Here is a 25,749-nt window from a genome sequence, read left to right as displayed (position 1 = left end):
GCGAAGCCGCCGACGACGACCCTGGCGCACGGCCGCGCGCAGACGCGGTCACCACGGCAGCCACCCCTGCCGTCACAGCCATCACCAGCGCAGGCACAGCAGCCGCAGGAGGCATGCGCATCCAGCGACCCCGGACTCCCGGGACCCGGGAGCGGCGCGGACCAGGAGGGTCCGGTGAGTTCGCCGCCGCCTCCCACGACCACCCTCAACGGAGCGCTGCGGGCACAGCCTTCGCCGGGGGCGCGGCTGCCCCGGCCGCCGGCCTCCGGTAGCCGGACGAGCATGGTCCATCAACTCCTGCTGGCCCTGGTGTGCGCGGGATACGCCGTCGGTTCCGCGCTCGGCTGGGGCTCCCAGGAAGTCGCGCTGATCATGGGCGACTTCGGGCTGAGCGCCGCGGCGGCCATCGCCGCCGTCTCCTGCGTCGTCTGCGCCCGTAACCGGCGCGTCCGCTTTCGACTCGCCTGGATACTGTTCGCCGTCTCCTCGGCCATGGCGTCCCTGGGCAACCTGGTCTGGGGGTGGTACGAGGTCGTTCTGCAACGCCCCGTGCCCACCCCCAGCTACGCCGACGGGTTCTTCCTGTGCTTCGCGCCGCCCGCCATCGTGGGCCTGCTGGTCCTCGCCAAACGGCCGGTGACGAAGGCCGGTTGGGTCTGCCTCGGCCTGGACGCCTGGCTGATCGGCGGCTCGCTGCTCACGCTCTCGTGGAGCCTGGCCCTCGCCCAGGCGGCGCGGTCCGACGGGTCGAGCGTGTCGCAGACCGCGCTGTCGCTCGCCTACCCGCTGTTGGACATCGCCCTGGTCAGCATGGCGCTCGCGCTGCACTTCCGGCGCTCGGCGGTGAACCGTACGGCGGTGAACACCGCCATCGGCGCACTCGCCCTGACCGTCATGTGCGACGCCCTGTTCACCTCGCCGCTGGTCCAGAACGCCTACCGCTCCGGCCAGTTGCTGGACGCGGGCTGGTTCGCGGGCTCGCTGCTGCTGGCCTACGCGCCCTGGGCCGCATCCCGCCAGGGGCAGCCGGGCACCGAAGGGCAGGACGGCGCGGGGCACACGCGCGTGGTCCACGAGCATCTGCCGGGACAGCGCGGCGGCGTCCACCACCACGCACCCCCGCAGGGAGGTGAGCACAGCCGGTATCCGGCCGCGGGTCCCATCGTCGGCTCCCTGTCCGCGCTCACGCCGTATCTCGCCGCCGCCGTCTGCACGCTGGGCATCCTCTACAACGTCCTCGACGGCCACAGCGTCGACCGCGTGGTGCTCCTCACCGGCGGCACCGTCGTGCTCGCCCTCGTGGTGCGCCAGGGCATCATGCTGCTCGACAACATCACCCTCACCCAGGAACTGGCGCAGAAGGAGAACCACTTCCGCTCCCTGGTGCAGGGCTCCAGCGACGTCATCATGATCGCCGCGCCCAACGGGATCCTCCGCTACGTCTCCCCGGCCGCCGCCGGTGTCTACGGCTGCCCCGCGGAGGACCTCGTGGGCACCGAGCTGGCCAATCTCATTCACCCGGAGGATCTGGGCTGCGTGGTGCACGAGGTGCGCCGCTTCCTCGCCGCCCACCCTCGCGATGAACCCACCACGCGCATCGAGTGCCGTTTCCGGTCCGGCGACGGAGGCTGGCTCAATGTCGAGTCCACCGTCAACCGTCACCACGGCGGCCTCATCTTCAACAGCCGGGACGTGACCGAAAGAGTGCGCCTGCAGGCGCAGCTCCAGCACAACGCCGAGCACGACCCGCTCACCGACCTGCCCAACCGCGCCCTGTTCACCAAGCGCGTCCAGCACGCGCTCTCCGGCCGCCGCGCCTCCGACCGCGGCACCGCCGTCCTGTTCATCGACCTCGACGGCTTCAAGGCCGTCAACGACACGATCGGGCACCAGGCCGGGGACGAGCTGCTCGTCCAGGCCGCCCGCAGACTCCAGGACGCGGTCCGGCACGGCGACACCGCGTCCAGGCTCGGCGGCGACGAGTTCGCGGCCCTGATCGTCGGGGACGGCACCCGTGACCGCAGCGCTCGCGAGCGGCACATCCTGGACCTCGCCGATCGCCTGCGGATCACGCTCTCGCAGCCCTACCTCATCGACGGCAACGATGTCCGCGTCGCCGCCTCCATCGGCGTCGCGTTCTCCGAGCCGGGCCTCGGCGCGGGCGAGATCCTGCGCAACGCCGACCTGGCCATGTATCGCGCCAAGTCGGCCGGAAAGGGACGCGTCGAGCTGTACGCGCCCCAGATGCAGCAGGACGTCGTACGCAAGGCGGAGCTGGCCACGCGCCTGCGTGCCGCGCTGCACGACGGCGAGTTCGCGCTGCTGCATCAGCCCGTGGTCTGTCTGGAGGACGGCCGGATCACCTCGGTCGCCGCCCAGGCGCGCTGGCGCTCCTCGCAGGGGGTGCTCTTCACGCCGGCCGAGTTCCTCAGAGTCGCCGAGGACAGCGACAAGACCGCCGAACTGGGCCGCTGGATGCTGGAGGAGGCCGTCGAGCAGGCCGCCGAGCGTGCCGCGACCGGGCTGACCATGCCGGTGGCCGTCCGGATGAACGCCCGCCGACTGCTGGACCGCTCCCTGCCGCTCGGCTCGATCGAGGCTCTGCTGACCCGGCACGGGCTGCCGTCCGGGTCCCTGGTGATCGAGCTGTCCGAGACCGACCCCCGGGTCTCCCTCGACGAGCTGGAACGCCGTCTCGGCGCCCTGCGCAGGCTCGGTGTCCGGATCGCCCTGGACGGCTTCGGGAGCGGGTACGCGGCGATCACGGCACTGCGCAGACTCCCCGTCGACGTGCTCAAACTCGACCGCAGTCTGGTCGAGGGGGTCGTGGAGTCCGCGCGGCTGCACAAGATCACCAGTGGGTTGCTCAGGATCGCCGGGGATCTCGGGCTGCAGTCCGTGGCCGACGGCGTGGATCTGCCCGAGCAGGTCGTGGCGCTGCGCGCGATGGGGTGCACACACGGACAGGGAATGGCTTTTTCCGGTCCGTTGGACGAGTACCGGCTGCGCCGGGCGCTCGGTTCCGGCCATTATCCGGTTCCGCACGGACCGGCGGAGCCCGCGTTCGCGGGAGGCGGTGCGGGGGTGTACACAAGTGGTGTGCCCGCTGTTCTCGGAGGCGGAAGTGCCCTTCGCTCACATAATGAGACTCCCGTCCCACCCGCTTGACACTGGGTGTGCGCCGGGGGGAGGGTCTGTGCCATGCGCACCCGAATTCTCGTACTTGGACAGCGCGTCGGCTGAGCTGGTGACGTCCGGATCGACCCGGAACTCCCAGCGACCACACCCGGCGCGCTCCCCTCGCTTGCCTCTTGGCACGAGGGGTTTTTTGTTGCACAGACACCAGGCGTAAAAAGCATCACACCGTACGAACCTCGCAAAAACCCTCAGCATCGAGAAGAGAATGACGATGACCGAGCAGGCCACCGGGGCCCATCCGCAGCCGCGGCCCCGATCCGGAGGACAGCAGTCCGCCCCCGAGCACGTCACGGGCGCGCAGTCCCTCATCCGCTCTCTCGAGGAGGTCGGCGCCGAGACGGTATTCGGCATTCCCGGCGGTGCGATCCTGCCCGCGTACGACCCGCTGATGGATTCCCGGCGGGTGCGCCACGTCCTGGTCCGCCACGAGCAGGGCGCCGGCCACGCGGCCACCGGCTACGCGCAGGCCACCGGCAAGGTCGGCGTCTGCATGGCGACCTCCGGACCCGGTGCCACCAACCTGGTGACCCCGATCGCGGACGCACACATGGACTCGGTGCCGCTCGTGGCGATCACCGGGCAGGTCGCGTCCAAGGCGATCGGCACGGACGCCTTCCAGGAGGCGGACATCGTCGGCATCACGATGCCGATCACCAAGCACAACTTCCTCGTCACCAAGGCCGAGGACATCCCGCGGGTGATCGCGCAGGCGTTCCACATCGCCTCCACCGGCCGCCCCGGCCCGGTCCTGGTCGACATCGCCAAGGACGCCCTCCAGGCGCGGACCACCTTCTCCTGGCCGCCCACCATGGACCTGCCCGGCTACCGGCCCGTCACCAAGCCGCACGCCAAGCAGATCCGCGAGGCCGCGAAGCTCATCACCAACGCCAGGCGGCCCGTCCTCTACGTCGGCGGCGGTGTCATCAAGGCACACGCCACCGCGGAGCTCAAGGTTCTCGCCGAGCTCACCGGAGCGCCCGTCACCACCACACTGATGGCGCTCGGCGCATTCCCCGACAGCCACCCGCTGCACGTGGGAATGCCGGGCATGCACGGTGCGGTCACCGCCGTCACCGCGCTGCAGAAGGCCGACCTGATCGTCGCCCTCGGAGCCCGCTTCGACGACCGCGTCACGGGCAAGCTGGACAGCTTCGCCCCGTACGCCAAGATCGTCCACGCCGACATCGACCCGGCCGAGATCGGCAAGAACCGCGCCGCGGACGTGCCGATCGTCGGGGATGCCCGCGAGGTCATCGCCGACCTGGTCCAGGCCGTCCAGAAGGAGCACAGCGAGGGCCACCAGGGTGACTACACCGCCTGGTGGAAGGACCTCAACCGCTGGCGCGACACCTACCCGCTCGGCTACGACCAGCCCACCAACGGCACGCTGTCCCCGCAGCAGGTCATCGAGCGCATCGGCCAACTCGCGCCGGAGGGCACGATCTTCGCCGCGGGCGTCGGCCAGCACCAGATGTGGGCCGCGCACTACATCCAGTACGAGAAGCCCGCGACCTGGCTGAACTCCGGCGGCGCCGGAACGATGGGCTACGCGGTCCCGGCCGCGATGGGCGCCAAGGCCGGAGCCCCGGACCAGGCGGTCTGGGCGATCGACGGTGACGGCTGCTTCCAGATGACCAATCAGGAGCTCACCACCTGCGCCCTGAACAACATCCCGATCAAGGTCGCCATCATCAACAACGGCGCCCTCGGGATGGTCCGCCAGTGGCAGACCCTCTTCTACAACCAGCGGTACTCCAACACCGTGCTGCACTCCGGCCCCGACGACGTCAACCCGGAGGCCAGGGGCACCCGCGTCCCCGACTTCGTGAAGCTGTCGGAGGCCATGGGCTGCTACGCGATCCGCTGCGAGTCCCCGGACGACCTCGACAAGGTCATCGAAGAGGCGAACTCCATCAACGACCGCCCGGTCGTCGTCGACTTCATCGTCCACGAGGACGCGATGGTGTGGCCGATGGTCGCCGCCGGCACCTCCAACGACGAGATCCTGGCCGCCCGGGACGTCCGCCCCGACTTCGGCGACAACGAAGACGACTGAGCGAGAGAGACGTAAAAGATCATGTCCAAGCACACGCTCTCCGTCCTGGTGGAGAACAAGCCGGGCATCCTCGCCCGGATCGCCGCGCTCTTCTCCCGCCGCGGCTTCAACATCGACTCGCTCGCCGTCGGCGTCACCGAGCACGCCGACATCTCCCGCATCACGATCGTGGTGAGCGTCGAGGCGCTGCCCCTCGAGCAGGTCACCAAGCAGCTCAACAAGCTCGTCGAGGTGCTCAAGATCGTCGAGCTCGAGCCGGCGAATGCCGTTCAGCGTGAACTCGTTCTGGTGAAGGTGCGCGCCGACAACGAGACGCGCTCGCAGATCGTCGAGATCGTCCAGCTGTTCCGCGCCAAGACCGTCGACGTCTCCCCGGAGGCCGTCACCATCGAGGCCACCGGCGGCAGCGACAAGCTGGAGGCCATGCTCAAGATGCTGGAGCCGTTCGGCATCAAGGAGCTCGTCCAGTCCGGCACGATCGCCATCGGCCGCGGCGCCCGTTCGATCACCGACCGCTCACTGCGCGCCCTCGACCGATCTGCCTGACGATTGACACGGGCGGTCGCGGTCGTCGGCCGCCCGTATGGCGAGACCCCGAAACTTCACGTCACCCCGCCGTCATACGGTGGGACGCAACACCTGCACTCAAGGAGAGAACCCAAAGTGGCCGAGCTGTTCTACGACGCCGACGCCGACCTGTCCATCATCCAGGGCCGCAAGGTCGCGGTCATCGGTTACGGCAGCCAGGGCCACGCCCACGCGCTGTCGCTGCGTGACTCGGGTGTCGACGTCCGGGTGGGTCTGCACGAGGGCTCGAAGTCCAAGGCCAAGGCCGAGGAGCAGGGCCTGCGCGTGGTGACGCCGTCGGAGGCCGCCGCCGAGGCCGACGTCATCATGATCCTGGTGCCGGACCCGATCCAGGCCCAGGTCTACGAGGAGTCCATCAAGGACAACCTCAACGACGGCGACGCGCTGTTCTTCGGCCACGGTCTGAACATCCGCTTCGACTTCATCAAGCCCCCGGCCGGCATCGACGTCTGCATGGTCGCCCCGAAGGGCCCGGGCCACCTCGTCCGCCGCCAGTACGAGGAGGGTCGCGGCGTTCCCTGCATCGCGGCCGTCGAGCAGGACGCCACGGGCAACGCCTTCGCGCTGGCCCTGTCGTACGCCAAGGGCATCGGCGGCACCCGCGCGGGCGTCATCAAGACGACCTTCACCGAGGAGACCGAGACCGACCTCTTCGGTGAGCAGGCCGTTCTCTGCGGTGGTACGGCCGCGCTGGTGAAGGCCGGTTTCGAGACGCTGACCGAGGCGGGCTACCAGCCCGAGATCGCGTACTTCGAATGCCTGCACGAGCTGAAGCTGATCGTCGACCTCATGTACGAGGGCGGCCTGGAGAAGATGCGCTGGTCCGTCTCCGAGACCGCCGAGTGGGGCGACTACGTCACCGGTCCCCGCATCATCACGGACGCCACCAAGGCCGAGATGAAGAAGGTCCTCGCCGAGATCCAGGACGGCACCTTCGCGCGTGAGTGGATGGCCGAGTACCACGGCGGTCTGAAGAAGTACAACGAGTACAAGCAGCAGGACTCCGAGCACCTGCTGGAGACCACCGGCAAGCAGCTGCGCAAGCTGATGAGCTGGGTCGACGAGGAGGCGTAAGCCTCGGCCGACGGGGCCGGAACGCCATTGTCCGGCCCCGTTGTCCAACCCGTCGGAGCACGGACGGGTGATCCTTCCGCAGAGGCGCAAGACGACCTCCGCCGCGCCACTACACTGGCGCACAACATTCGCGTCAGGCCCACAGCGTCGTGCGTCTTCCACGCGGCTAGCCACCTCCACCGCATGCGGCCGTCGGGACGGCCGTCCGCATTGGACTTGTGAGGACTCACGTGAGCTCGAAACCTGTCGTACTCATCGCTGAAGAGCTGTCGCCCGCGACCGTCGACGCGCTTGGCCCGGACTTCGAGATCCGGCAGTGCAACGGCGCCGACCGGGCCGAGCTGCTGCCCGCCATCGCCGACGTGGACGCGATCCTGATCCGCTCCGCCACCAAGGTGGACGCCGAGGCGATCGCCGCCGCGAAGAAGCTGAAGGTCGTCGCACGAGCCGGCGTCGGCCTGGACAATGTCGACGTCTCCGCCGCCACCAAGGCCGGCGTGATGGTCGTCAACGCCCCCACCTCCAACATCGTCACCGCCGCCGAGCTGGCCTGCGGTCTGCTGCTGGCCACCGCGCGCCACATCCCGCAGGCCAACACCGCGCTGAAGAACGGCGAGTGGAAGCGCAGCAAGTACACCGGCGTCGAGCTGGCCGAGAAGACCCTCGGTGTCGTCGGCCTCGGCCGCATCGGCGCGCTCGTCGCCCAGCGCATGTCGGCCTTCGGCATGAAGGTCGTGGCCTACGACCCCTACGTGCAGCCCGCCCGGGCCGCGCAGATGGGCGTGAAGGTCCTCTCCCTCGACGAGCTGCTCGAGGTCTCCGACTTCATCACCGTGCACCTGCCGAAGACCCCCGAGACCCTCGGTCTCATCGGCGACGAGGCCCTGCACAAGGTCAAGCCGAGCGTGCGCATCGTCAACGCCGCGCGCGGCGGGATCGTCGACGAGACGGCGCTGTTCTCGGCGCTGAAGGAGGGCCGCGTCGCCGGCGCCGGCCTCGACGTGTACGCGAAGGAGCCCTGCACGGACTCCCCGCTCTTCGAGCTCGACGAGGTCGTCTGCACCCCGCACCTCGGCGCCTCCACCGACGAGGCCCAGGAGAAGGCCGGCATCGCCGTCGCCCGCTCCGTGCGCCTCGCGCTCGCCGGTGAGCTGGTCCCGGACGCGGTCAACGTCCAGGGCGGTGTCATCGCCGAGGACGTCAAGCCGGGTCTGCCGCTCGCCGAGCGCCTCGGCCGGATCTTCACCGCGCTCGCCGGTGAGGTCGCGGTCCGCCTCGACGTCGAGGTCTACGGCGAGATCACCCAGCACGACGTGAAGGTGCTGGAGCTCAGCGCCCTCAAGGGTGTCTTCGAGGACGTCGTCGACGAGACCGTGTCGTACGTCAACGCCCCGCTGTTCGCGCAGGAGCGCGGTGTCGAGGTGCGCCTGACGACCAGCTCGGAGTCGGCCGACCACCGCAACGTCGTCACCGTGCGCGGCACGCTGAGCAACGGCGAGGAGGTCGCGGTCTCCGGCACGCTGGCCGGTCCGAAGCACCTCCAGAAGATCGTCGCGGTGGGCGAGTACGACGTCGACCTGGCCCTCGCCGATCACATGGTCGTCCTCAAGTACGAGGACCGCCCGGGCGTCGTCGGCACCGTGGGCCGCGTCTTCGGCGAGGCCGGCATCAACATCGCCGGTATGCAGGTGTCCCGTTCGGTGGCCGGCGGCGAGGCGCTCGCCGTCCTGACGGTGGACGACACGGTGCCCCCGGCGGTCCTGGCCGAGCTCGAGGTGGAGATCGGCGCGACGTCGGCCCGTGCGGTGAACCTGGTCTGACGTACCACGCGAAAGGCCGGGCGGGCCGAGGGTTTCCTCGGCCCGCCCGGCCTTTTCCGTCCTACGCGGGAACCTTGTCCGGCTCCGGCTCCTTCACCGGCTCCCGCACCTCGACACCCCGCAGCGTCACCGCCGCCAGCACCGCCGCGCCCGCCAGCAGCACCGCCCCCGCGATCGCCGCCCCCTGCATCCCGTGGGTGAACGCCTCGCGGGCCACGGTCGCCAGCCCCGGCACCTGATCGGCGACCGCCAGCGCCCCGCCCAGCGTCTCGTGGGCCACGTCGGGCGCCGAGGACGGGATGTCGTGGCGGTAGACGGCCGTACCGATGGAGCCGAGGACCGCCATTCCCAGCGCGCCGCCGAACTCCGCGCCGGTCTCCATCAGGGAGGACGCGGTGCCGGCCCGTTCGACCGGTGCGGTGCCCATGGCGAGGTCCATGATCTGGGACATCACGGTGACGCCGCCGACCGCGAGGACGGCGCAGGAGACCAGCACCAGCCACATCGAGTCCGTACCGGCCAGTGCCAGCAGCGCGAAGCCGCACGCGGAGATCGCGAAGCCCGCGGTGACGACGTAGGCGCGGTTGACGCCCTTCTGGACCAGGGCGGTCGCGATCGGCGCAGCGGCTCCGATCGGCACCGACGGCAGCAGCGCCCACAGGGCCGACTCCAGCGCGCTCTTGCCGAGCACCGACTGCAGGTACTGCGTGGTGAAGTAGGCCGATCCCAGGATTCCGAACGCCGAGACGAGGTTCAGGGCGACGGAGGGCGCGAAGCCGCGGTTGCGGAACAGGGCCGGGTCGATCATCGCTGAGGCCGTGGTGCGCTGGCGGTGGACGAAGAGGGCGGCGAAGAGCAGACCGACGGTGATCGAGAGGACGTAGAGGACGTTCCAGCCCTCCGAGGGGATCTCCTTGAGGCCGTAGATCACGGGGAGCACGGCGGCCATCGACAGGGGGACGCTCAGCCAGTCGAAGCGGCCGGGGGAGGGGTTCCTCGACTCGGGGAGCAGCAGTGGGCCGAGGAGCAGCAGCAGGGCCATCGCGGGCAGGTTGACCAGGAAGACCGAGCCCCACCAGAAGTGCTCGACCAGTACCCCGCTCATCACCGAGCCGAGCGCGATCCCGGCCGTCATCACGCCGGACCACAGGCCGATCGCCTTCGCGCGCTGGCCGGGGTCGGTGAACATCGTGCGCAGCAGGGCCATCGTCGAGGGCATCAGGGTCGCGCCGCCGATGCCGAGGACCGCGCGGGCCGCGATCAGGGTCTCGGCGCTGTTCGCGTACGCCGCCACCAGCGAGGCGGCGCCGAAGGCGGCGGCGCCGATCACCAGGAGCCTGCGGTGGCCGATGCGGTCGCCGAGCGAGCCCATCGTCATCAGCAGGCCGGCCAGCACGAACGCGTAGATGTCGAAGATCCACAACTGCTGGGTGCCGCTCGGCTCCAGGTCCGCGCTGATCGACGGGATCGCGAAGTAGAGGACGGAGACGTCCATCGAGACCAGGAGCAGCGGAAGCATCAGGACGGTGAGGGCGGTCCATTCACGGCGTCCGGCGAGGGGGCCGGCGGACGTGCTCGTCGGGTTCGTCATGGCGGCGACTATACGGGCGTCTTAAACGCTTGTCTATGACGCTTGTATAAATCGCCTGTCTAGATAGAGTGGGCGCATGGGACACCGTGAGGACCTGCTCGAAGGCGCCAAGCGCTGCCTGCTGGTGAAGGGCTTCCTGCGCACGACGGCGCGGGACATCGTCAAGGAGTCGGGGACGAATCTGGCGTCCATCGGCTACCACTACGGCTCCAAGGACGCGCTGCTGGTGCAGGCGTACGTCGCCCTGATCGAGGCCACGGGGCACCGCTTCGAGCCGGGCGGCGAGGGGGAGGGCGCGCCGGCGACGCCGACCGGGTCGCTGGAGCGGTTCCGGCAGGTGTGGACGAGCATCACCAGCGCCGTGGGAGAGGCGCGGGCGATCTGGATGCTGAGCTTCGAGGTAGTCGTCCAGGGAGAGCGGCTGGCGGAGATCCGCCAGATGCTCGTCGAGGCGGAGGAGCAGGGTCGCTCGGGCCTCCTGCCCCTGTTCAACGACATCCCGGAGGAGGAGCAGGACAAGGAGACCGTCGACACCGAGGGCCGCTTCTACCAGACCCTGCTCCAGGGCCTCATGGTCCAGTGGGTCTTCAACCCGGACACGGCGACCGACGCGGACCAGCTCACCGAGGGGCTGCGGCGCGTGACCGAGGGCTTCAGCCGGAGCTGACCCGACCGTCCCGCATCTCGATCACCCGGTCCGCGAAATGCCGGACGACCGCCCGGTCGTGGCAGATGAACAGATAGCCGAGCCCCAGCTCGTCCTGGAGGTCTGCCAGCAGGTTCAGCACCCCGGCCCGCACCGACGGGTCCAGCGCCGACACCGGCTCGTCCAGTACCAGCAGGCGCGGCTCGGAGGCCAACGCCCGGGCGATCCCGGCGCGTTGGCACTGGCCGCCGGAGAGTTCGTGCGGATACCGGTCGCCGTACGACGGGTCGAGGCCGACCCGGTCGAGGAGTCCGGCCACCCGGGCAGGACCGGACGCGGCGTTCCAGCGGCCCTGCACCTTCAGCGGTTCCGCCACCGCGTCCCGGATGCGGTGGCGGGGGCTGAGGGAGCCGTAGGGGTCCTGGAAGACGGGCTGCATACGCGGGCGCAGGGGGCGGAGTTCGCGTTCCGTCAGGGTCGTCAACTCCCGGCCCTCGAAGCGCACTTCGCCGGATTCCGGGCGGCGCAGCTGAAGCACCGCCAGCGCGGTGGAGGACTTTCCGCAGCCGGAGGGGCCGTTCAGGGCGAGGGTCTCACCGGCCTCCAGGGAGAAGCCGATACGGTCCACCGCGGTCACGGCACCGTGGCGGACGACGAGGGCGCGGACGTCGAGAAGGGGTGTGCTCACACTTTCTCCCAGTGGTGGCAGGAGACCAACCGCCCCTCCACACGCCGCGGTTCAGGTTCCTCGCGGCGGCAGGTGTCGGTGGCGAGCGGACAGCGCGGGGCGAAGGCGCAGCCTGGCAAAAGCGCCCCCGGGGCCGGGGGTGTGCCGGGGAGGGCGGGCAGGCGGCGCCCCCGGGCGTTCTGCGGGAGGGACGCCAGCAGGCCCGCTGTGTACGGGGCCCGGGGACGGGCCAGTACCTCCTGTGCCGGGCCGAGTTCGGTCAGCCGGCCGGCGTACATGACCAGCGCGCGGTCCGCGTGCCGCCGTACGACGTCCAGGTCGTGCGTGACCAGGACGAGAGCGGCGCCGACCGCCTCCCGCTGCTCGGCGAGGACCCGGAGCACCTGCTCGCGGCGTTCCTCGTCGAGGGCGGTGGTGGGTTCGTCGGCGACCAGGATGTCGGGTTCGTTGATCGTGGCCATCGCGACGACCGCACGCTGGCGCATACCGCCGGAGAACTCGTGCGGATACGACCGTGCCCGCCGAGCGGCGTCCGGGATGCCCACCCGGTCGAGTGCCGCGACCGCGCGCGCCCGGGCCTCCTTGCGGGAGACGCGGGCCACCGACCGTACGGCGGCGGCGAGTTGGTCGCCCACCGGGTGCACGGGGGAGAGGGCGGACAGGGCGTCCTGGGGGACCAGGGCGATGCGGCTGCCGCGCTCGGCCGAGAGGTCGGGCCGGACGGTCCCGGTCGCCGTCGCGTCCTTCGGCAGCATGCCCAGCAGCGCCCGGGCGGTCAGGGACTTGCCCGCGCCCGACTCGCCGACGACCGCCAGCACTTCACGCGGACGGATGTCGAAGGACAGTCCGCGCACGACCTCGACGCCGTCGAAGGCGATCCGCAGATCGCGCACCGACAGCAGTGCCTCAGACTCCAACGGGGATCTCCTTCACGGCTTGCCGGCCTTTCGTGCCGTTCCGGCCCTGCGCGTACGACGCCCCCGACACCGCCAGCCCCGCCAGCAGGGCCAGCGCCACCGCCGGGGCGAGGGCGGCCCAGGGGGCGCGTTCGACATAGGCGCGGGACTCGTCGAGCAGCAGGCCCCACTCCGGGGCGGGCGGCTGGGCGCCCAGGCCCAGGAAGCCCAGTGAGGCCAGGGCGAGCGCGATGCCGGGCAGCCGCAGCAGCGCGTGCCGGGCGACGGGCGCGGCCACCGACGGCAGGACGTGCCGGGTCAGGATCCACAAGGGCGGTGCGCCGATGGCGCGTTGGGCCATCAGGAAGGAGGACGCCCGGACCTCCTGCACCAGCGCCGCCGCGTGCGCGGCCAGCGGCGGCCATGAGATCAGGGCGACCGCGAGGGCCGCACCGCCCGTGCCGGGTCCGGCCGCCGCGGCGACCAGGATGCCGACGATCACCGGGGGCAGGGCGTTGGCGATGTCCGCCGCGCCCGCCGCGACACCGGGCAGGAAACCGAGCGCCAGCGCGACCAGCAGGCTCAGCAGACAGACGGCGGCGGCCGTGCCGACGGTGGAGGCGGCGCCGTGCCCGAGCCGGGCCAGGACGTCACGGCCGAGACCGTCGGTGCCGAGCGGATGCGACCCGGTGGGAGAGGCCAGCCGGTTCGTCGTGTCGATCGCGTACGGGTCGCGCAGCAGACCCCAGCCGATCGCCACGGCGAGGACGGCGAACAGGGCCGACGGGATCGCCGGGTGGGTACGGACCGGCCGGGCCGGCGGCAGGGTGAGCGAGGCGTCCCGCAGGGCCGGACCCAGCAGCCGGCGCCGGGTGAGCGCGGACAGCGCCCCCACGGCCAGACCGAGCAGCAGCAGGGCGAGCACCGCACCCTGGAGAAGCGGCAGGTCCTGCGACTTGGCGGCCCCCAGCGCCATGCGCCCGATCCCCGGCACCGCGAACACCGTCTCCACGGCGACCGCGCCCCCGGTGAGCCCGACGGCGGCCATCCCGAACTGCGGGACGAGCGGCGGCAGTACGCGTCGGAGGGCGGCCGCGGAGACCCGGGCCCCGCCGACCCCGGCCCCGCGCCACAGCTCCACCCACCGTTCGTCGAGCACGGCGGGCAGCGCGTCCGCGACCAGCCGTCCGAGCAGCCCGCCCGCGGGGACGCCGAGGGCGAGGGCGGGCAGGACCATGTACGCCGGACCCTGCCAGCCGGAGGTGGGCAGCCATCCCAGCCACACCCCGCAGACCAGCAACGCGACGGTGGCCAGCAGGAATTCGGGCACGGCGGCCAGCATCGCCGCGAAGGCCCCGGCCGACCTGCGCCCCCGTACCAGCACGGGCGCGACCAGCGCACCCGCGAGCAGCACCGCGACGGCGAAGGCCGCGCCCATCAGCGCCAGCGACACCTGGAGCCCGGACACGACGGACGGCAGCACGTCGGTACCCGACACCCACGAGGTCCCGAGGTCCCCGTGCAGCAGATCGGACGCCCAACTCCCCAGCAGGGAAAGGGGACCCGCGTCGAGGCCGAGATCCTGTCGTACGGCGTCCAGAGCCTCCCTCGTCGGCTCCTGCTCGGCGGAACGGGCGCGCAGGACGGTGAGCGCCGGGTCCCTGCCGGAGAGCCAGGGGAGCAGCCCGACGGCGGTCACGATCCCGAACAGGCTCAGGACCCGGGTCACCCCGGCCGCGGTGAGCAACCGCCTTGAGGCGAGCCTCACTTGACGTACGTGTCGGTCGTGACCAGCTCACGCTCGCGCGGGTCGTGCGCGGCGTCCACGACATCTGCGGCGTCGCCCTGGATCACGCGCTCGTGCAGCATCGGGACGGCCGCGTCGGTGCCGAGCACGGCGGCCTCGGCCGCGATGACGGCCTTGCGCCGGGCCTCACCGGCCCCGGTCCCGCCGGCCTTCTTCAGAGCGGCGTCCACCTGGGCGTCGGCGAGCTGGGAGATGTTGAAGGAGCCGTCGGAGGCGAAGTCGCTGTAGAGGTAGGCGGCCGGGTCGCCGGAGTCGAGGACGGTCGCGCGGGAGAGGATGAAGGCGTCGAACTCGCCGGCGAGGGCGTCGGACTCGATGTTGGCGTACTCGCGGACATCGAGCTTCACTTTGAACCCGGCCTTCTCGAGCTGCTGTTGCAGGCTGGCGGCGACCTCGGGGAGTTCGGCGCGGTCGGTGAAGGTGCCGATGGTGACGGTCCGGCCGTTCGGCTCGGCGGCGGCGGTGCGCCGGACGTCCGACCGCAGTTCGGCGGCCCACGGCAGCGCCGGCCCGAGCAGCCCCTCGGCGACGTCCGCCCGTCCCTCGTACACGCCCTTCACGATCGACTCGGCGTCGATCGCCTCGCGGGCGGCGGCACGCAGGGCGGCGTCCTTGAAGACGCCCTTCCCGGTGTTGAGGTAGAGGGTGTTGGTGCGCGGCATCGGGACCTCGGTGATCAGGTCCTCGTCGAGGAGCGCGGCCTGGGAGACGGGGACCGCCTCGACGATGTCGGCCTCACCGCTGCGCAGGGCGGCGGCCCGGGCGGTGCCGTCGGGCACGAACTTCACGTCGATACCGGGGGACTTGGCCTTGCCGCCCCAGTAGGCGTCGTATCGGTCGAGGGCGGCGGAGGAGGTGCCGTCGACCTCGGTGAGCTCGAAGGGGCCGGTGCCGGCGCCGACGGGGTTCACCGTCTTCCCGGTGTAGGCCTTCGCGGCGAGGATCGACAGCTGGGGCGAGCTGAGCCGCTGCGGGACCAGGGGGTCCTCGTCGGCGGTGGTGACGGTGACGGTGTCCGGGTCCTTCGCCTTCACGGTCAGTTCGACGCCGTCCAGGATGCGGGGCTTGGGGGAGGCGGTGGCGGCGGTGGTGAGCGAGCGTACGACGGCCTCGGCGTCGAGCTTCGTGCCGTCGTGGAAGGTGACGCCGTCGCGTATCTCGAACGTCCAGGTCCTGCCGGACTGCTGCCACTCGGTGGCGAGCGCGGGCTCGGCGTCCCCGTCGGCGTCGAGCTTCACGAGGGTCTCCGCCGTCGACCAGCGGGACAGCTTGAACGCGTCGTCGGAGAGCGGGGAGAGGGCCGAGCGCGGGGGCTGCATCATCGCGACCCGGACACGCTTGCCGTCACCGTGACCGCCGCCGTCGCCCTCACCCTCGGCGGAGGAACCGGAGAAACAGCCGGTGAGCAGGGTGGAGGCCACGGCGGCCGAGAACAGGTGACGGGCGGGCAGGCGCACGGAACCCTCCGGGTAAAGGGGTGGTCAAGGGTGAGTGCGCCGACGCTAACACGATGACAATCATTTTCAGTAATCAGTGTGACGGAGATCGCGCAGCGCCGGGACCAGCGCGATCAGCATCAGTGCGGCCGTCGCCGCGAACGCCCACGGATAGCCGGTCACCCCCGCGAGGACACCGAAGCCCGCCGCACCGACGCCCATGCCACCGTCGTAGGCGAGATTCCACAGTGCGCTGACCGTGCCGTACGAAGAGGCGGACACCCGGGCGTACATCAGGGTCAGGGTGGCGTTCTGGGCGATGCCGAAGCCGGCCCCGAACAGCGCCGATCCCGCGACGACGGCGACCGGAGCGCCGGTCGCGGCGGTGAGCAGCACGCCCGCCGCCGACAGGAGCAGGCCGGGCAGGACGAGACCGGCGCTGCCGTGCCGGTCGCCCGTGCCGGCCCGCCAGCCAGCGGGTGACGGTCGCGGCCGCGGGCTGGGCGAACAGGGCCGCCGCGATCACTGAGGAGGACGCCGAACCGGCCGCCAACGGCAGGAAGGTGACCAGGATTCCGGCGGCCGTCGCGGTGGCGCCGAAGACGAGGACGGGACGCAGCAGGGCGCCCGTGCGCAGCCCGCGGACCACACCGACCGGCCGCTCGGCGCTCGCGCCACGGTCCGGCAGGCCGAACACCGAGACGATCGCGGCGAGTGCGGCACCGCCGCCGACGGCCGCGACGGTCCCGTATCCCGCGTGCTCCGCCAGCCACAGCCCGAGCGGCAGCGCGACCAGCGACGGCACACCGGACACCACGCCCACCACGGCGAGCCCCTCGCCCCGGCGCTCGGCCGGGATCAGCGTCGCGGTCAGGGCGCCGCCCGCGACGATGGTGAGCGCGAAGCCCAGCCCGCGCACCAGACACACGGCCACGATCCACACGATGTCCCGGGAGGCGGTCAGCGCCAGGGCAGGGGCGCCGAGCAGGAACAGACCGGCGATCAGGACCACCCGGTATCCGAAACGTGCGACCAGCCGGGGAGTGACCAGTTCACCGAGGACCGTGGAGAGCATCAGGGCACCGGTGGCGAGACCCGCCGCACCCCCGCCGCCCGACCCGGCCGCGTAGGCGGGTACGACCGACAGCAGCAGGAAGAAGCTGACGGTCGCCCCGACCAGGCTCACGAAGCGGAGCAGCAGGGGCCGGGTGAGCAGGGGCGGACGCGAACCGGTCGTCCGCGCGGGGTGCTTGGCCGAAGTCGTCATACCGTCGACGGTAGGTTCGCACCGGCCCTCCGCTAAGCTCCAATTCCATGCCAGTGCAGTGGGCCGGTCTGTCACCAGAGCTGCTTCTGACCGTCGACCGGGACAGCACGCAGCGGCTGTCCGCGCAGGTGGAGGGACAGCTGCGGGACGCCATCCGCACCGGGCGGCTCCAGGCCGGCGAACGCCTCCCGTCCTCCCGGGAACTCGCGCGCGAGCTCGGTCTGTCCCGTGGCCTCGTCCAGGACTGCTACGCCCAACTCCAGGCCGAGGGCTACCTCGTGACCCGCGTCGGCTCGGCCACCCGCGTGGCGGCCTGCGCCCAGCCGACGGAACCGGCCCCGGCGCCCCCGCCCGGCCCCCGCCCCCGGCTGATCGCCGACTTCCGCCACGGAGTGCCGGACCTGACCTCCTTCCCGCTCGCCGACTGGCTGTGGGCCACCAGGGAAGCGGCCCGGCACATGCCCACCACCGACCTCGACTACGGCGATCCGCGCGGGAGTTCGGCCCTGCGCGAGGTCGTCGCCGGATATCTGCGCCGGGTGCGCGGCGCAGCCGGCGACCCCGCCCGGACCGTGGTCTGCTCGGGCTACGCGCAGGGGCTGAGCCTCGCCCTGGGCGCCCTCGCCCGCCGGGGGGTGCGGGTCGTGGCGTACGAGGACCCGGGCGGCCCGGCCACCGCGCGGGCGGCCGCCGAGACGGCGGGGCTGACGGCCGTACCGGTCCCGGTCGACGAAGAGGGTGTGGACGTACGGAAGTTGGCGGCCACCGGCACCAGGGCCGTGATCGTCACCCCGGCCCATCAGTGGCCGACGGGAGTCGTGCTGGCTCCCGACCGCCGCCATGCCCTGATCGACTGGGCCGTGCGCCAGGACGCGTACGTCATCGAGGACGACTACGACGCCGAGTTCCGCTACGACCGCGAACCGGTCGGTGCGCTCCAGGGTTTGGCGGCCGATCGGGTGATCTCCGTCGGCACGGTCAGCAAGTCACTGGCCCCCGCACTGCGGCTGGGCTGGCTGCTGTGCCCGCCGGCCCTGCTCGACCCGGTCACCGACCTCAAACGCGTCACCGACCGTGGCTCACCCACCCTCGACCAACTCGCCCTCGCCCGCCTGATCGAGTCCGGCCGCTACGACCGCCATCTGCGCCGCATGCGCACGACCTACGCCACCCGCCGTACCGTCCTGGTCGACGCCCTGGCCGCGCACGCCCCCGCGGTACGGCTGTCCGGACTGGCGGCGGGATTCCACGCCGTGGCCCATCTGCCCGCGACGGCCCACGAACACACCCTCGTCGGCAGGGCTCGCACCCGCGGCGTCGGCCTGTACGGCATGAGCGCGTGCCGCACGTCGGAGTCCGCGGAGCCGCCTCAGCTCGTCCTGGGATTCGGCAATGTGACGGAACGCGCGATCGCGGAGGGAGTGGCGGCGGTGGCGGATCTTCTCGACGGCGGCTGAGTCACGGCCCCTCGTGGACGCCGACTCGGATCGCGGTGGCGGCGTCCGGTGCGACACGGGTGGGCCGGTACCCCGCCTCGCCCCACAACCGGCCTCCCGACACCCACACACTGCGCGCGTCGATGCCGATCGCGCCCCGGATGTCGGCGTGCGGCGAGTCGCCGATCACCCAGGCGCCGTGCAGCGGGGCTCCGGCCGCGTCCGCCGCCGCCTGGAAGATCTCCGGCGCCGGCTTCTTGTGGCCGACCGCCTCGGAGACCACCCATGCGTGGACCAGCCGGTCCAGGCCGGTGCCGCGGATCTTCCTCTCCTGCTGGGCCACACGGCCGTTGGTGACGATCACGCACGTCCAACCGTGCGCGCGGGCCCCGACGAGAGCGCGGCGGGTGGCGTCGGTCAGGGTGACATGTTCGGCGACGCCGTCGTCCAGGAGCCGCCGGACCGGGGCCTCGGGAAGGGCGTAGCGCTCGACCATGGCCCGGGCCACGTCCTCGCGGGGTGTGTAGCCGCTGGCGTCGAGGGTCGTCAGCCAGTCGAGCTCGGTCCCGGGCAGCGCGTGCTCGGCCAGGAATCCCGACGCGGCCTCGCGGAACGCGGCGTCTCGGTCGACCAGGGTGTTGTCGAGATCGATCAGCAGCAGCGGCACGGGGTCACTCCCCGAAAGCGAGGCGTGCCCCGAAGGCGGCGATGACCGTGCCCGTGACACGGTCCAGGACGCGGCGGGCGGACGGGCGGCGGAGCGTGTCGCGCAGGGTGCGGGCGAAGAGGATCAGGACGCCCGACCAGATCACCCCGAGTGCGATGTGCACGCCCGCCAGCAGGGCGCCGGCCAGCAGGTGTGCCGCCGCGCCGCCCTCCGGGACGAACTGCGGCAGGACCGCCATGTAGAAGGCGCCCACCTTCGGGTTGAGCAGGTTCGTCAGGGCGCCCTTGCGCCAGCCGCTCCAGAATCCGCCCCCGCTGTCCGCCTCCTCCGCGGGCCCGGCGTCCCCGCCCCGCCGCCGCAGCGTCGCCCACACCATGCGGGCGCCCATCCAGACCAGGTACGCGGCGCCCGCCCAGCGCAGGGCCGTGTAGGCGAGGTGGGACGCGGTCAGGACGGCGGTGACGCCGAGCGCGCCGAGCACACCCCAGACGAGGGTGCCGGTCTGGATGCCGAGGACCACGCCCCACGCGCGCGTGCTGCGCCCCGTGACGGCGGTACGGAGTATGAGGGCGGTGTCGATGCCCGGAGTGAGGGTCAGCAGGCCCACGATCAGTGCGAAGGAGCCCAGTGCGGAGGCAGTGATCATGCGGGCACTGTAGAGGGGGAAGTCGTCGGCTTCCCCCTCTTTCTGCCCGGATTCGGGCAGGGGGGCGGTCGAAAGGGCTCTAGAGGCGCGCGCCCTTCAGTGCCATGTGCAGCAGCAGCCGGTCCTCGCCGTCGTCCAGGTCCAGGCCTGTCAGCTGTTCCACCCGGGACAGGCGGTAGTACAGGGTCTGACGGTGGATGCCCAGCTCGGCGGCCGTGCGGCCCGCCTGGCCCGCGCGGTCGAGGTAGATCTCGGCGGTGCGCGCGAGTTCGCGGTGGGCGGGGGAGAGCAGGGGCCGTACGGCGGGGTCGTGGGCCGTCTCCGCCGGGAGCGAGGTCAGCAGCCGGTACGGGCCGATCCGCGACCACTCCGCGACCGGGCCGAGCGCAGGCTCAGCGAGGGCCGCGCGGGCCGCCGCCGAGGCCTCCTGCCAGGACGTCGCCAGGTCGCCGAGACCGGTACGGGGCTCACCCACGCCGGCCACCCGGGCACCTTCCCCCAGCAGGCGCTGCGCCGCCGCGAGCGCCGGCGTCCGCACCTCGGGCGACCGCAGCCGGACGAGGACCGCGAGACTCTGCCCGGTCGCGCCCCACGGAACCGTGCACAGGGCCGTCGTGTGCGGCACCGTCCGCGCGGACGGCGCGTCCTCCGGGTCGGCGGACGGCCACGGCGCGACACACACCACCGCGTGCGGCCCGTCGCCGCGCGGCCCTAGCGCCGTACGCAGCGCCGCCACCGCCATCTCCGCCTGCCAGCCCCGCTCGGCGGTCAGCACCGCCCGCAGCTCCCGGCTGAGGTCCGCCCCGTGCTGCGCCTCGTCCGCGAGCAGCGCGCCGATCCGCACCGTCACCTCCATGGCGGCGGTCAGCTGGGCCTCCGTGGGCCCGGGGTCGGACTCCAGCAGCCAGACGTATCCCAGGACGACACCCCGATGGCGCACGGGCAGACAGATCCGTCCGCGGTACACCCCCGCCTCGGGCGTCGGCGGGATACGGACAGGCCCGGTCGCGCGCGTGATGCCGAAGCCCTCGAACCAGGTCCGGACCGCGGCCGTCGAGCGGCGGGTCAGGATCGAGCGGGCGCGCACCGGGTCCAGCGCCGACGGATCGAGGTCGCCCTCACTGTCGTACGCCCCGAAGGCGATCAGCTCGAAGTCGCGGCTCTCCAGGGTCGCGGGCACCCCGAGCAGCTCGGAGATCTCGTCGACCAGCTCCTGGTAGTCACCGGCTCGGCTGGACGACGCGGCATCGGCTGTCACTCGGGCATTCTCCCGCACAGTCCCGCCCTTTCATACATCTGTCTGAGATCTGCGGCACGGATGCGTGACAGCTGTCGATGGCCGACGATCGGAGGGATCCTTAGGTTTCACGGTGGTTCTATCTGCTGGTTTGTGGAGGTGCCCCGTGCTGGGTCCCGTGATTCTTGCCGCGTCGCGCAGCGACCGGATGCGACGCCTGGTCTCGGCGGCGCCGGTGACCAAGCAGGTCGTCGACCGCTTCATCCCCGGCGAGACGGTCGACGAGATCGTGCCGATCATCAGAGAGCTCACGGACCGGGGCCTGGAGCTGACGATGGACGTCGTCGGCGAGGACATCACCACCCCCGAGCAGGCCGAAGCCGCCCGGGACGCGTACCTCCGGCTCGTCGACCGGCTCAAGGAGCTGGACCTCGGCACCCGCGCCGAGATGTCCGTGAAGCTGTCGATGTTCGGACAGGCGCTGCCGGGCGGCCACGAGCTGGCCCTCGCCAATGTCCGACCGGTCGTCGAGGCCGCCGCCGCCATCGGTACGACCGTGACGCTGGACGCCGAGGACCACACCACCCTCGACTCGATGTTCGCCATCCACGAGGAGTTGCGGAAGGACTTCCCGCAGACCGGCTGCGTCATCCAGGCCTACCTCTTCCGCACCGAGGCCGACGCCCGCCGCCTCGCCGCGAGCGGCAGCCGGGTGCGGCTCGTGAAGGGCGCCTACAAGGAGCCCGCCGAGGTCGCGTACCAGCAGAAGCACGAGATCGACAAGGCGTACGTCCGCGTCCTCAAGGTCCTGATGGAGGGCGAGGGGTACCCGATGATCGGGTCCCACGACCCGCGCCTGATCGCCATCGCACAGGAACTGGCCCACCAGGCCGGCCGCAAGCCCGACGAGTACGAGTTCCAGATGCTGTACGGCATCCGCGGCGACGAACATCTGCGCCTCGCCGCCGAGGGCCACCGCATGCGCGTCTACACGGCCTACGGCACCGACTGGTACGGCTACTTCATGCGCCGCCTCGCGGAGAAGCCCGCCAACCTGCGCTTCTTCGTCCGGTCGATGGTCAGCAAGGGGTGATGTGCCGGGATGAGCCGTGAATGAGTTACGGATCTCGTGACTCCGCCCCCGAAGGGGCTTCTCACAAGCTCGCCGCAGCGAGTCCGTGACGGTCAAGCCCTGACCGCTGCTCACCATACGCAACAGCTTCGGCTCCCCGTGCTGAAGCCCGAGAGTCACTTCGAAGAGGTAACCCATGGACGCCGTGACCCAGGTCCCCACCCCCGTCAACGAGCCGGTGCACGGCTACGCCCCCGGCTCGCCCGAGCGCGCCCGTCTCGAGGTCAAGCTGAAGGAGCTGGCCGAGAACCCGATCGACCTGCCGATGACCATCGGCGGCGAGAAGCGGCTCGGCGGCGGCGACGCCTTCCAGGTCGTGCAGCCGCACAACCACAAGGCCGTACTGGGCACGTACCGCAACGCCACCCAGCAGGACGCGCAGGACGCGATCGACGCGGCCCTCGCCGCCGCGCCCGCCTGGCGTGCGATGGCCTTCGACGACCGCGCCGCGATCATCCTGCGCGCCGCCGAACTCCTCGCCGGCCCCTGGCGCGAGACCCTCGCCGCCTCCACCATGCTCGGTCAGTCGAAGACCGCCCAGCAGGCCGAGATCGACACCCCCTGCGAGCTCGTCGACTTCTGGCGCTTCAACGTCAAGTACGCCCGCGACCTGCTCGCTGAGCAGCCTCCGGCGAACTCCCCGGGGGTCTGGAACCGCCTCGACCACCGCCCCCTTGAGGGCTTCGTCTACGCGATCACGCCCTTCAACTTCACGGCGATCGCGGGCAATCTGCCGACCGCGCCCGCGCTGATGGGCAACGTCGTCGTCTGGAAGCCGTCCCCGACGCAGACCCACGCCGCCGTGCTGCTCATGCAGCTCCTGGAGGAGGCCGGGCTGCCCAAGGGCGTCATCAACCTCGTCACCGGCGACGGCATCGAGGTCTCCAAGGTCGCCCTGGCCCACCGCGACCTCGCGGGCATCCACTTCACCGGTTCCACCAAGACCTTCCAGCACCTGTGGAAGACGGTCGGCGCCAACATCGAGAAGTACCGCACCTACCCGCGGCTGGTCGGCGAGACCGGCGGCAAGGACTTCGTCGTCGCCCACCCGAGCGCCGACAGGGCGATCCTCAAGACCGCACTGACCCGCGGTGCCTTCGAGTACCAGGGCCAGAAGTGCAGCGCGACCTCCCGGGCCTACATCCCGGCGTCGATCTGGAACAGCGGCTTCAAGGAGGAGTTCGCGGCCGAGGTCGACTACCTCACCATGGGCGATGTCACCGATCTCTCCAACTTCATCGGCGCCGTCATCGACGAGCGCGCCTTCGCCAAGAACAAGGCCGCCATCGACCGCGCGAAGTCCGACCCCGCCTGCACGGTCGTCGCGGGCGGTTCGTACGACGACTCGGTCGGCTACTTCGTCCGCCCGACCGTCGTCGAGTGCTCGGACCCGGCGAACGAGGTCTTCACCACCGAGTACTTCGGCCCCTTCCTCGCCGTGCACGTCTACGAGGACGACAAGTACGACGAGATGCTGACCCAGATGGAGTCGGTGTCCGACTACGCGCTCACCGGCTCGGTCATCTCGGCCGACCGCGCGGCGGCGGCGTACACGATGGACAAGCTGCGCTACGCGGCCGGCAACTTCTACATCAACGACAAGTCCACCGGCGCCGTCGTCGGCCAGCAGCCCTTCGGCGGCGGCCGCGCCTCCGGCACCAACGACAAGGCCGGCGCCCCGCAGAACCTGATGCGCTGGACCCTGACCCGCGCCATCAAGGAGACACTGGTCCCGCCGACGGACTACGCGTACCCGCACATGGGCTGACGGTAGGTCGGAGAGCTTGAAGGGCCGGGCTGTTGCCCGGCCCTTGGCCGTCTGCGGGTGGACTCGTGGCACAGACTCGTGGTCATGACGGTGACGACTGACGACGGTGTACGGCTGTGGGCCTCGCGGCAGGGGCACGGCGGCGAGGCCCTGGTGCTGTGTCACGGCGGCCCCGGACTGTGGGACATGTTCGAGGACGTGGCCGCCATGCTGGAGGACCGGGCGACCGTCGTCCGCTGGGACCAGCGCGGGTGCGGGCGCTCCGAGCGGGCCGCGGGGCCGTGGACGACCGACCGGTTCGTGGCGGATCTGGACGCCGTACGACAGCACTTCGCGCTCGACCGGCCCGTGCTGCTCGGCCACTCCTGGGGCGCCCAGCTGGCGCTGAGCTATGCGCTGGCGCACCCGGAGCGGGTGGGGGGCCTCGTGTACGTGAGCGGCACGGGCATCGACCCGGTGTCCACCTGGCGCGGGCCCTTCGAGGAGAACTTCCGCGCGAGGCTGGGTGAGGTGCCCGAACGGTTCGCCCGGTGGCAGGAGTTGACGGACGGCGACCGTGAGCGGGCGGTGCTGCAGTGGTCGGCCGACTTCGAGGACCGGGAGCGGGCGCTGGAGCACGCCGGTCGGCTGGCGGACCCCTGGTTCGAGATCAACTTCGAGTGCAACAGGGCGCTGGGCGCGGAGACGAAACAGACCTGGGGGAGCCCCGGGCTGTACGCCGCCTGCCAGGGGCTGGACGTGCCCGTGCTGATCGTCGACGGTGAGCGGGACGTCCGGCCGCGCTGGGCGGTCGACTCGCTGGAGCGGGCGCTGCCCCGGGTGCGGCGGGTGGTGCTCCCCGGTGCCGGGCACTCGCCGTGGGTGGAGGATCCGGACGGCTTCCGGGAGGCGGTGGGGGCGGCGCTCAGCGGGTCCGGCTGAAGAAGTCCCGTATCAGCGCGCCGATCTGGGGTGCGTGCGTCTCCAGGGCGAAGTGGCCCGTGGGCAGGAGGTGGATCTCGGCCTTCGGGAGGTCGCGCTGGTAGGCGAGGGCGCCGGCCGGAACGAAGATCTCGTCGTGGGCGCCCCAGACGGCCAGCAGCGGGACCTGGCTGGTGCGGAAGTAGTCGTGGAAGGCGGGGTAGAGGGCGAAGTTGGAGCCGTAGTCGGAGATCAGGTCGAGCTGGATCTCCGACTGGCCGGGGCGGGCGATGAAGGCCGCGTCGTGCTCGTACGCGTCCGGGCTGACGAGGTGTTGCAGGTCCTCCGGAACCCCGTGCAGGTACTGCCACTTGATGCCGTCCGGCGAGGAGATCTCCCGCACCGGAGCCTCGGTCTCCGGCGTCCGCTCGGCGATGAGCGCGAGCACGGGAGCCCAGGCCTCCTTCCCCAGCCCCTCCTCGTAGGCGTTGCCGTTCTGCGTGACGATCGCCGTCACCCGCTCGGGATGCGCGAGGGCGAGCCGCAGTCCGATCGGGGCGCCGTAGTCCTGGATGTAGAGGGCGTACTCCGTCAGCCCCAACTGCTCGGTGAACTCGGCGGTGATCTCGGCGAGTTCGGCGAACGTGTACGCGAAGTCGGAGGCTCCCGGAGCCGACGAGCGCCCGAACCCGATGTGGTCCGGGGCGATGAGGCGGTAGCGGTCGGCGAGAAGCGGGATGAGGTCACGGAACATGTGCGAGCTGCTCGGGAAGCCGTGCAGCAGCAGGAGAACGGGGGCGTCGGCGGGCCCGGCCTCGCGGTAGTGGACGTCGAGGCCGCGGACGGTGGTGGTGCGGTGGGCGGTCATCATGTTCTAACCCCTGACTGACTATTTG

Annotated in this window: 20 protein-coding genes and 1 pseudogene; 10 read left to right on the top strand and 11 right to left on the bottom strand. The window is 71.4% G+C overall.

Features of this window, described 5'->3' with window-relative positions; translation table 11 throughout:
• Positions 1–174 precede the first annotated feature (174 nt).
• From QF037_RS15240 to serA, 5 genes are all read left to right on the top strand, one after another.
• On the top strand, positions 175–3,168 hold the full coding sequence (locus QF037_RS15240; RefSeq protein ID WP_307025534.1) for a putative bifunctional diguanylate cyclase/phosphodiesterase: 2,994 nt from the start codon (positions 175–177) through the stop codon (positions 3,166–3,168).
• 235 nt (positions 3,169–3,403) lie between these two features.
• Entirely contained in the window at positions 3,404–5,254 is a 1,851-nt protein-coding gene (locus QF037_RS15235; RefSeq protein WP_307025532.1) for an acetolactate synthase large subunit, read from the top strand.
• Positions 5,255–5,275: 21 nt separating this feature from the next.
• Positions 5,276–5,800, top strand: a complete 525-nt coding sequence (gene ilvN, locus QF037_RS15230) for an acetolactate synthase small subunit (protein ID WP_046261683.1) — start codon at positions 5,276–5,278, stop codon at positions 5,798–5,800.
• 117 nt (positions 5,801–5,917) lie between these two features.
• On the top strand, positions 5,918–6,916 hold the full coding sequence (gene ilvC / locus QF037_RS15225) for a ketol-acid reductoisomerase (RefSeq protein ID WP_046261684.1): 999 nt from the start codon (positions 5,918–5,920) through the stop codon (positions 6,914–6,916).
• Between the two features lie 230 nt (positions 6,917–7,146).
• Complete coding sequence (gene serA, locus QF037_RS15220) at positions 7,147–8,736, top strand: phosphoglycerate dehydrogenase (RefSeq protein WP_307025530.1); 1,590 nt, start codon at positions 7,147–7,149, stop codon at positions 8,734–8,736.
• 61 nt (positions 8,737–8,797) lie between these two features.
• Here the strand turns inward: serA and QF037_RS15215 are convergent, their stop codons facing one another.
• On the bottom strand, positions 8,798–10,327 hold the full coding sequence (locus QF037_RS15215) for an MFS transporter (RefSeq protein WP_307025529.1): 1,530 nt from the start codon (positions 10,325–10,327) through the stop codon (positions 8,798–8,800).
• A gap of 76 nt (positions 10,328–10,403) precedes the next feature.
• Between QF037_RS15215 and QF037_RS15210 the strand changes: the two genes are divergently transcribed.
• Complete coding sequence (locus QF037_RS15210; protein WP_307025527.1) at positions 10,404–10,994, top strand: TetR/AcrR family transcriptional regulator; 591 nt, start codon at positions 10,404–10,406, stop codon at positions 10,992–10,994.
• Here the strand turns inward: QF037_RS15210 and QF037_RS15205 are convergent.
• From QF037_RS15205 to QF037_RS50990, 6 genes and pseudogenes are all read right to left on the bottom strand, one after another.
• Complete coding sequence (locus QF037_RS15205) at positions 10,981–11,661, bottom strand: ATP-binding cassette domain-containing protein (protein WP_307025525.1); 681 nt, start codon at positions 11,659–11,661, stop codon at positions 10,981–10,983. The two genes, QF037_RS15210 and QF037_RS15205, sit on opposite strands and share 14 nt — an antisense overlap.
• Positions 11,658–12,578 carry an ABC transporter ATP-binding protein gene (locus QF037_RS15200; RefSeq protein ID WP_307025523.1) on the bottom strand — a complete coding sequence of 307 codons (921 nt, stop codon included), beginning with the start codon at positions 12,576–12,578 and terminating at the stop codon, positions 11,658–11,660. Before QF037_RS15200 ends, QF037_RS15205 begins: the two co-directional genes overlap by 4 nt.
• Positions 12,568–14,325: an ABC transporter permease subunit gene (locus QF037_RS15195; RefSeq protein WP_307025521.1), complete on the bottom strand. Its 1,758-nt coding sequence runs from the start codon at positions 14,323–14,325 to the stop codon at positions 12,568–12,570. The genes QF037_RS15200 and QF037_RS15195 overlap by 11 nt, the downstream gene beginning before the upstream one ends.
• Positions 14,322–15,821, bottom strand: coding sequence for an ABC transporter substrate-binding protein (locus tag QF037_RS15190; RefSeq protein ID WP_307025520.1), 1,500 nt, complete (start codon positions 15,819–15,821; stop codon positions 14,322–14,324). Before QF037_RS15190 ends, QF037_RS15195 begins: the two co-directional genes overlap by 4 nt.
• A 66-nt stretch (positions 15,822–15,887) precedes the next feature.
• Entirely contained in the window at positions 15,888–16,196 is a 309-nt protein-coding gene (locus tag QF037_RS50995) for a hypothetical protein (RefSeq protein WP_373463958.1), read from the bottom strand.
• A gap of 118 nt (positions 16,197–16,314) precedes the next feature.
• Positions 16,315–17,067, bottom strand: a pseudogene (locus QF037_RS50990) (MFS transporter); the annotation flags it as partial.
• A 47-nt stretch (positions 17,068–17,114) separates the two neighbouring features.
• Between QF037_RS50990 and pdxR the strand changes: the two are divergent.
• Positions 17,115–18,524, top strand: a complete 1,410-nt coding sequence (gene pdxR, locus QF037_RS15180; protein WP_307025516.1) for a MocR-like pyridoxine biosynthesis transcription factor PdxR — start codon at positions 17,115–17,117, stop codon at positions 18,522–18,524.
• A 1-nt stretch (position 18,525) separates the two neighbouring features.
• On the opposite strand, the gene QF037_RS15175 is transcribed toward pdxR, so the two are convergent.
• The 3 genes from QF037_RS15175 to QF037_RS15165 all read right to left on the bottom strand — a co-directional run bounded on the left by QF037_RS15175 (position 18,526) and on the right by QF037_RS15165 (position 21,092).
• Positions 18,526–19,170: an HAD family hydrolase gene (locus QF037_RS15175; RefSeq protein ID WP_307025514.1), complete on the bottom strand. Its 645-nt coding sequence runs from the start codon at positions 19,168–19,170 to the stop codon at positions 18,526–18,528.
• Positions 19,171–19,174: 4 nt separating this feature from the next.
• Entirely contained in the window at positions 19,175–19,816 is a 642-nt protein-coding gene (locus QF037_RS15170; protein ID WP_307025512.1) for a LysE family translocator, read from the bottom strand.
• A 79-nt stretch (positions 19,817–19,895) separates the two neighbouring features.
• Entirely contained in the window at positions 19,896–21,092 is a 1,197-nt protein-coding gene (locus tag QF037_RS15165; protein ID WP_307025511.1) for a PucR family transcriptional regulator, read from the bottom strand.
• 127 nt (positions 21,093–21,219) lie between these two features.
• Here QF037_RS15165 and QF037_RS15160 point away from each other — a divergent pair, with 127 nt between their 5' ends.
• The 3 genes from QF037_RS15160 to QF037_RS15150 all read left to right on the top strand — a co-directional run bounded on the left by QF037_RS15160 (position 21,220) and on the right by QF037_RS15150 (position 24,874).
• Positions 21,220–22,146 (top strand): proline dehydrogenase family protein, encoded by a 927-nt coding sequence (locus tag QF037_RS15160; protein ID WP_307025509.1) that lies wholly within the window; start codon positions 21,220–21,222, stop codon positions 22,144–22,146.
• A 175-nt stretch (positions 22,147–22,321) separates the two neighbouring features.
• Entirely contained in the window at positions 22,322–23,953 is a 1,632-nt protein-coding gene (pruA, locus tag QF037_RS15155) for an L-glutamate gamma-semialdehyde dehydrogenase (protein ID WP_307025508.1), read from the top strand.
• A gap of 84 nt (positions 23,954–24,037) precedes the next feature.
• Positions 24,038–24,874: an alpha/beta fold hydrolase gene (locus tag QF037_RS15150; RefSeq protein ID WP_307025506.1), complete on the top strand. Its 837-nt coding sequence runs from the start codon at positions 24,038–24,040 to the stop codon at positions 24,872–24,874.
• Here QF037_RS15150 and QF037_RS15145 read toward each other — a convergent pair.
• Complete coding sequence (locus tag QF037_RS15145; RefSeq protein ID WP_373463724.1) at positions 24,858–25,724, bottom strand: alpha/beta fold hydrolase; 867 nt, start codon at positions 25,722–25,724, stop codon at positions 24,858–24,860. The genes QF037_RS15150 and QF037_RS15145 overlap by 17 nt on opposite strands.
• Positions 25,725–25,749 lie beyond the last annotated feature (25 nt).

The organism is Streptomyces canus, assembly GCF_030815415.1.
Taxonomy (GTDB): Bacteria; Actinomycetota; Actinomycetes; order Streptomycetales; family Streptomycetaceae; genus Streptomyces; species Streptomyces canus_F.
Note: the sequence above shows the minus strand (reverse complement) of the source record. Positions and strands in the feature narration are given on the sequence as shown.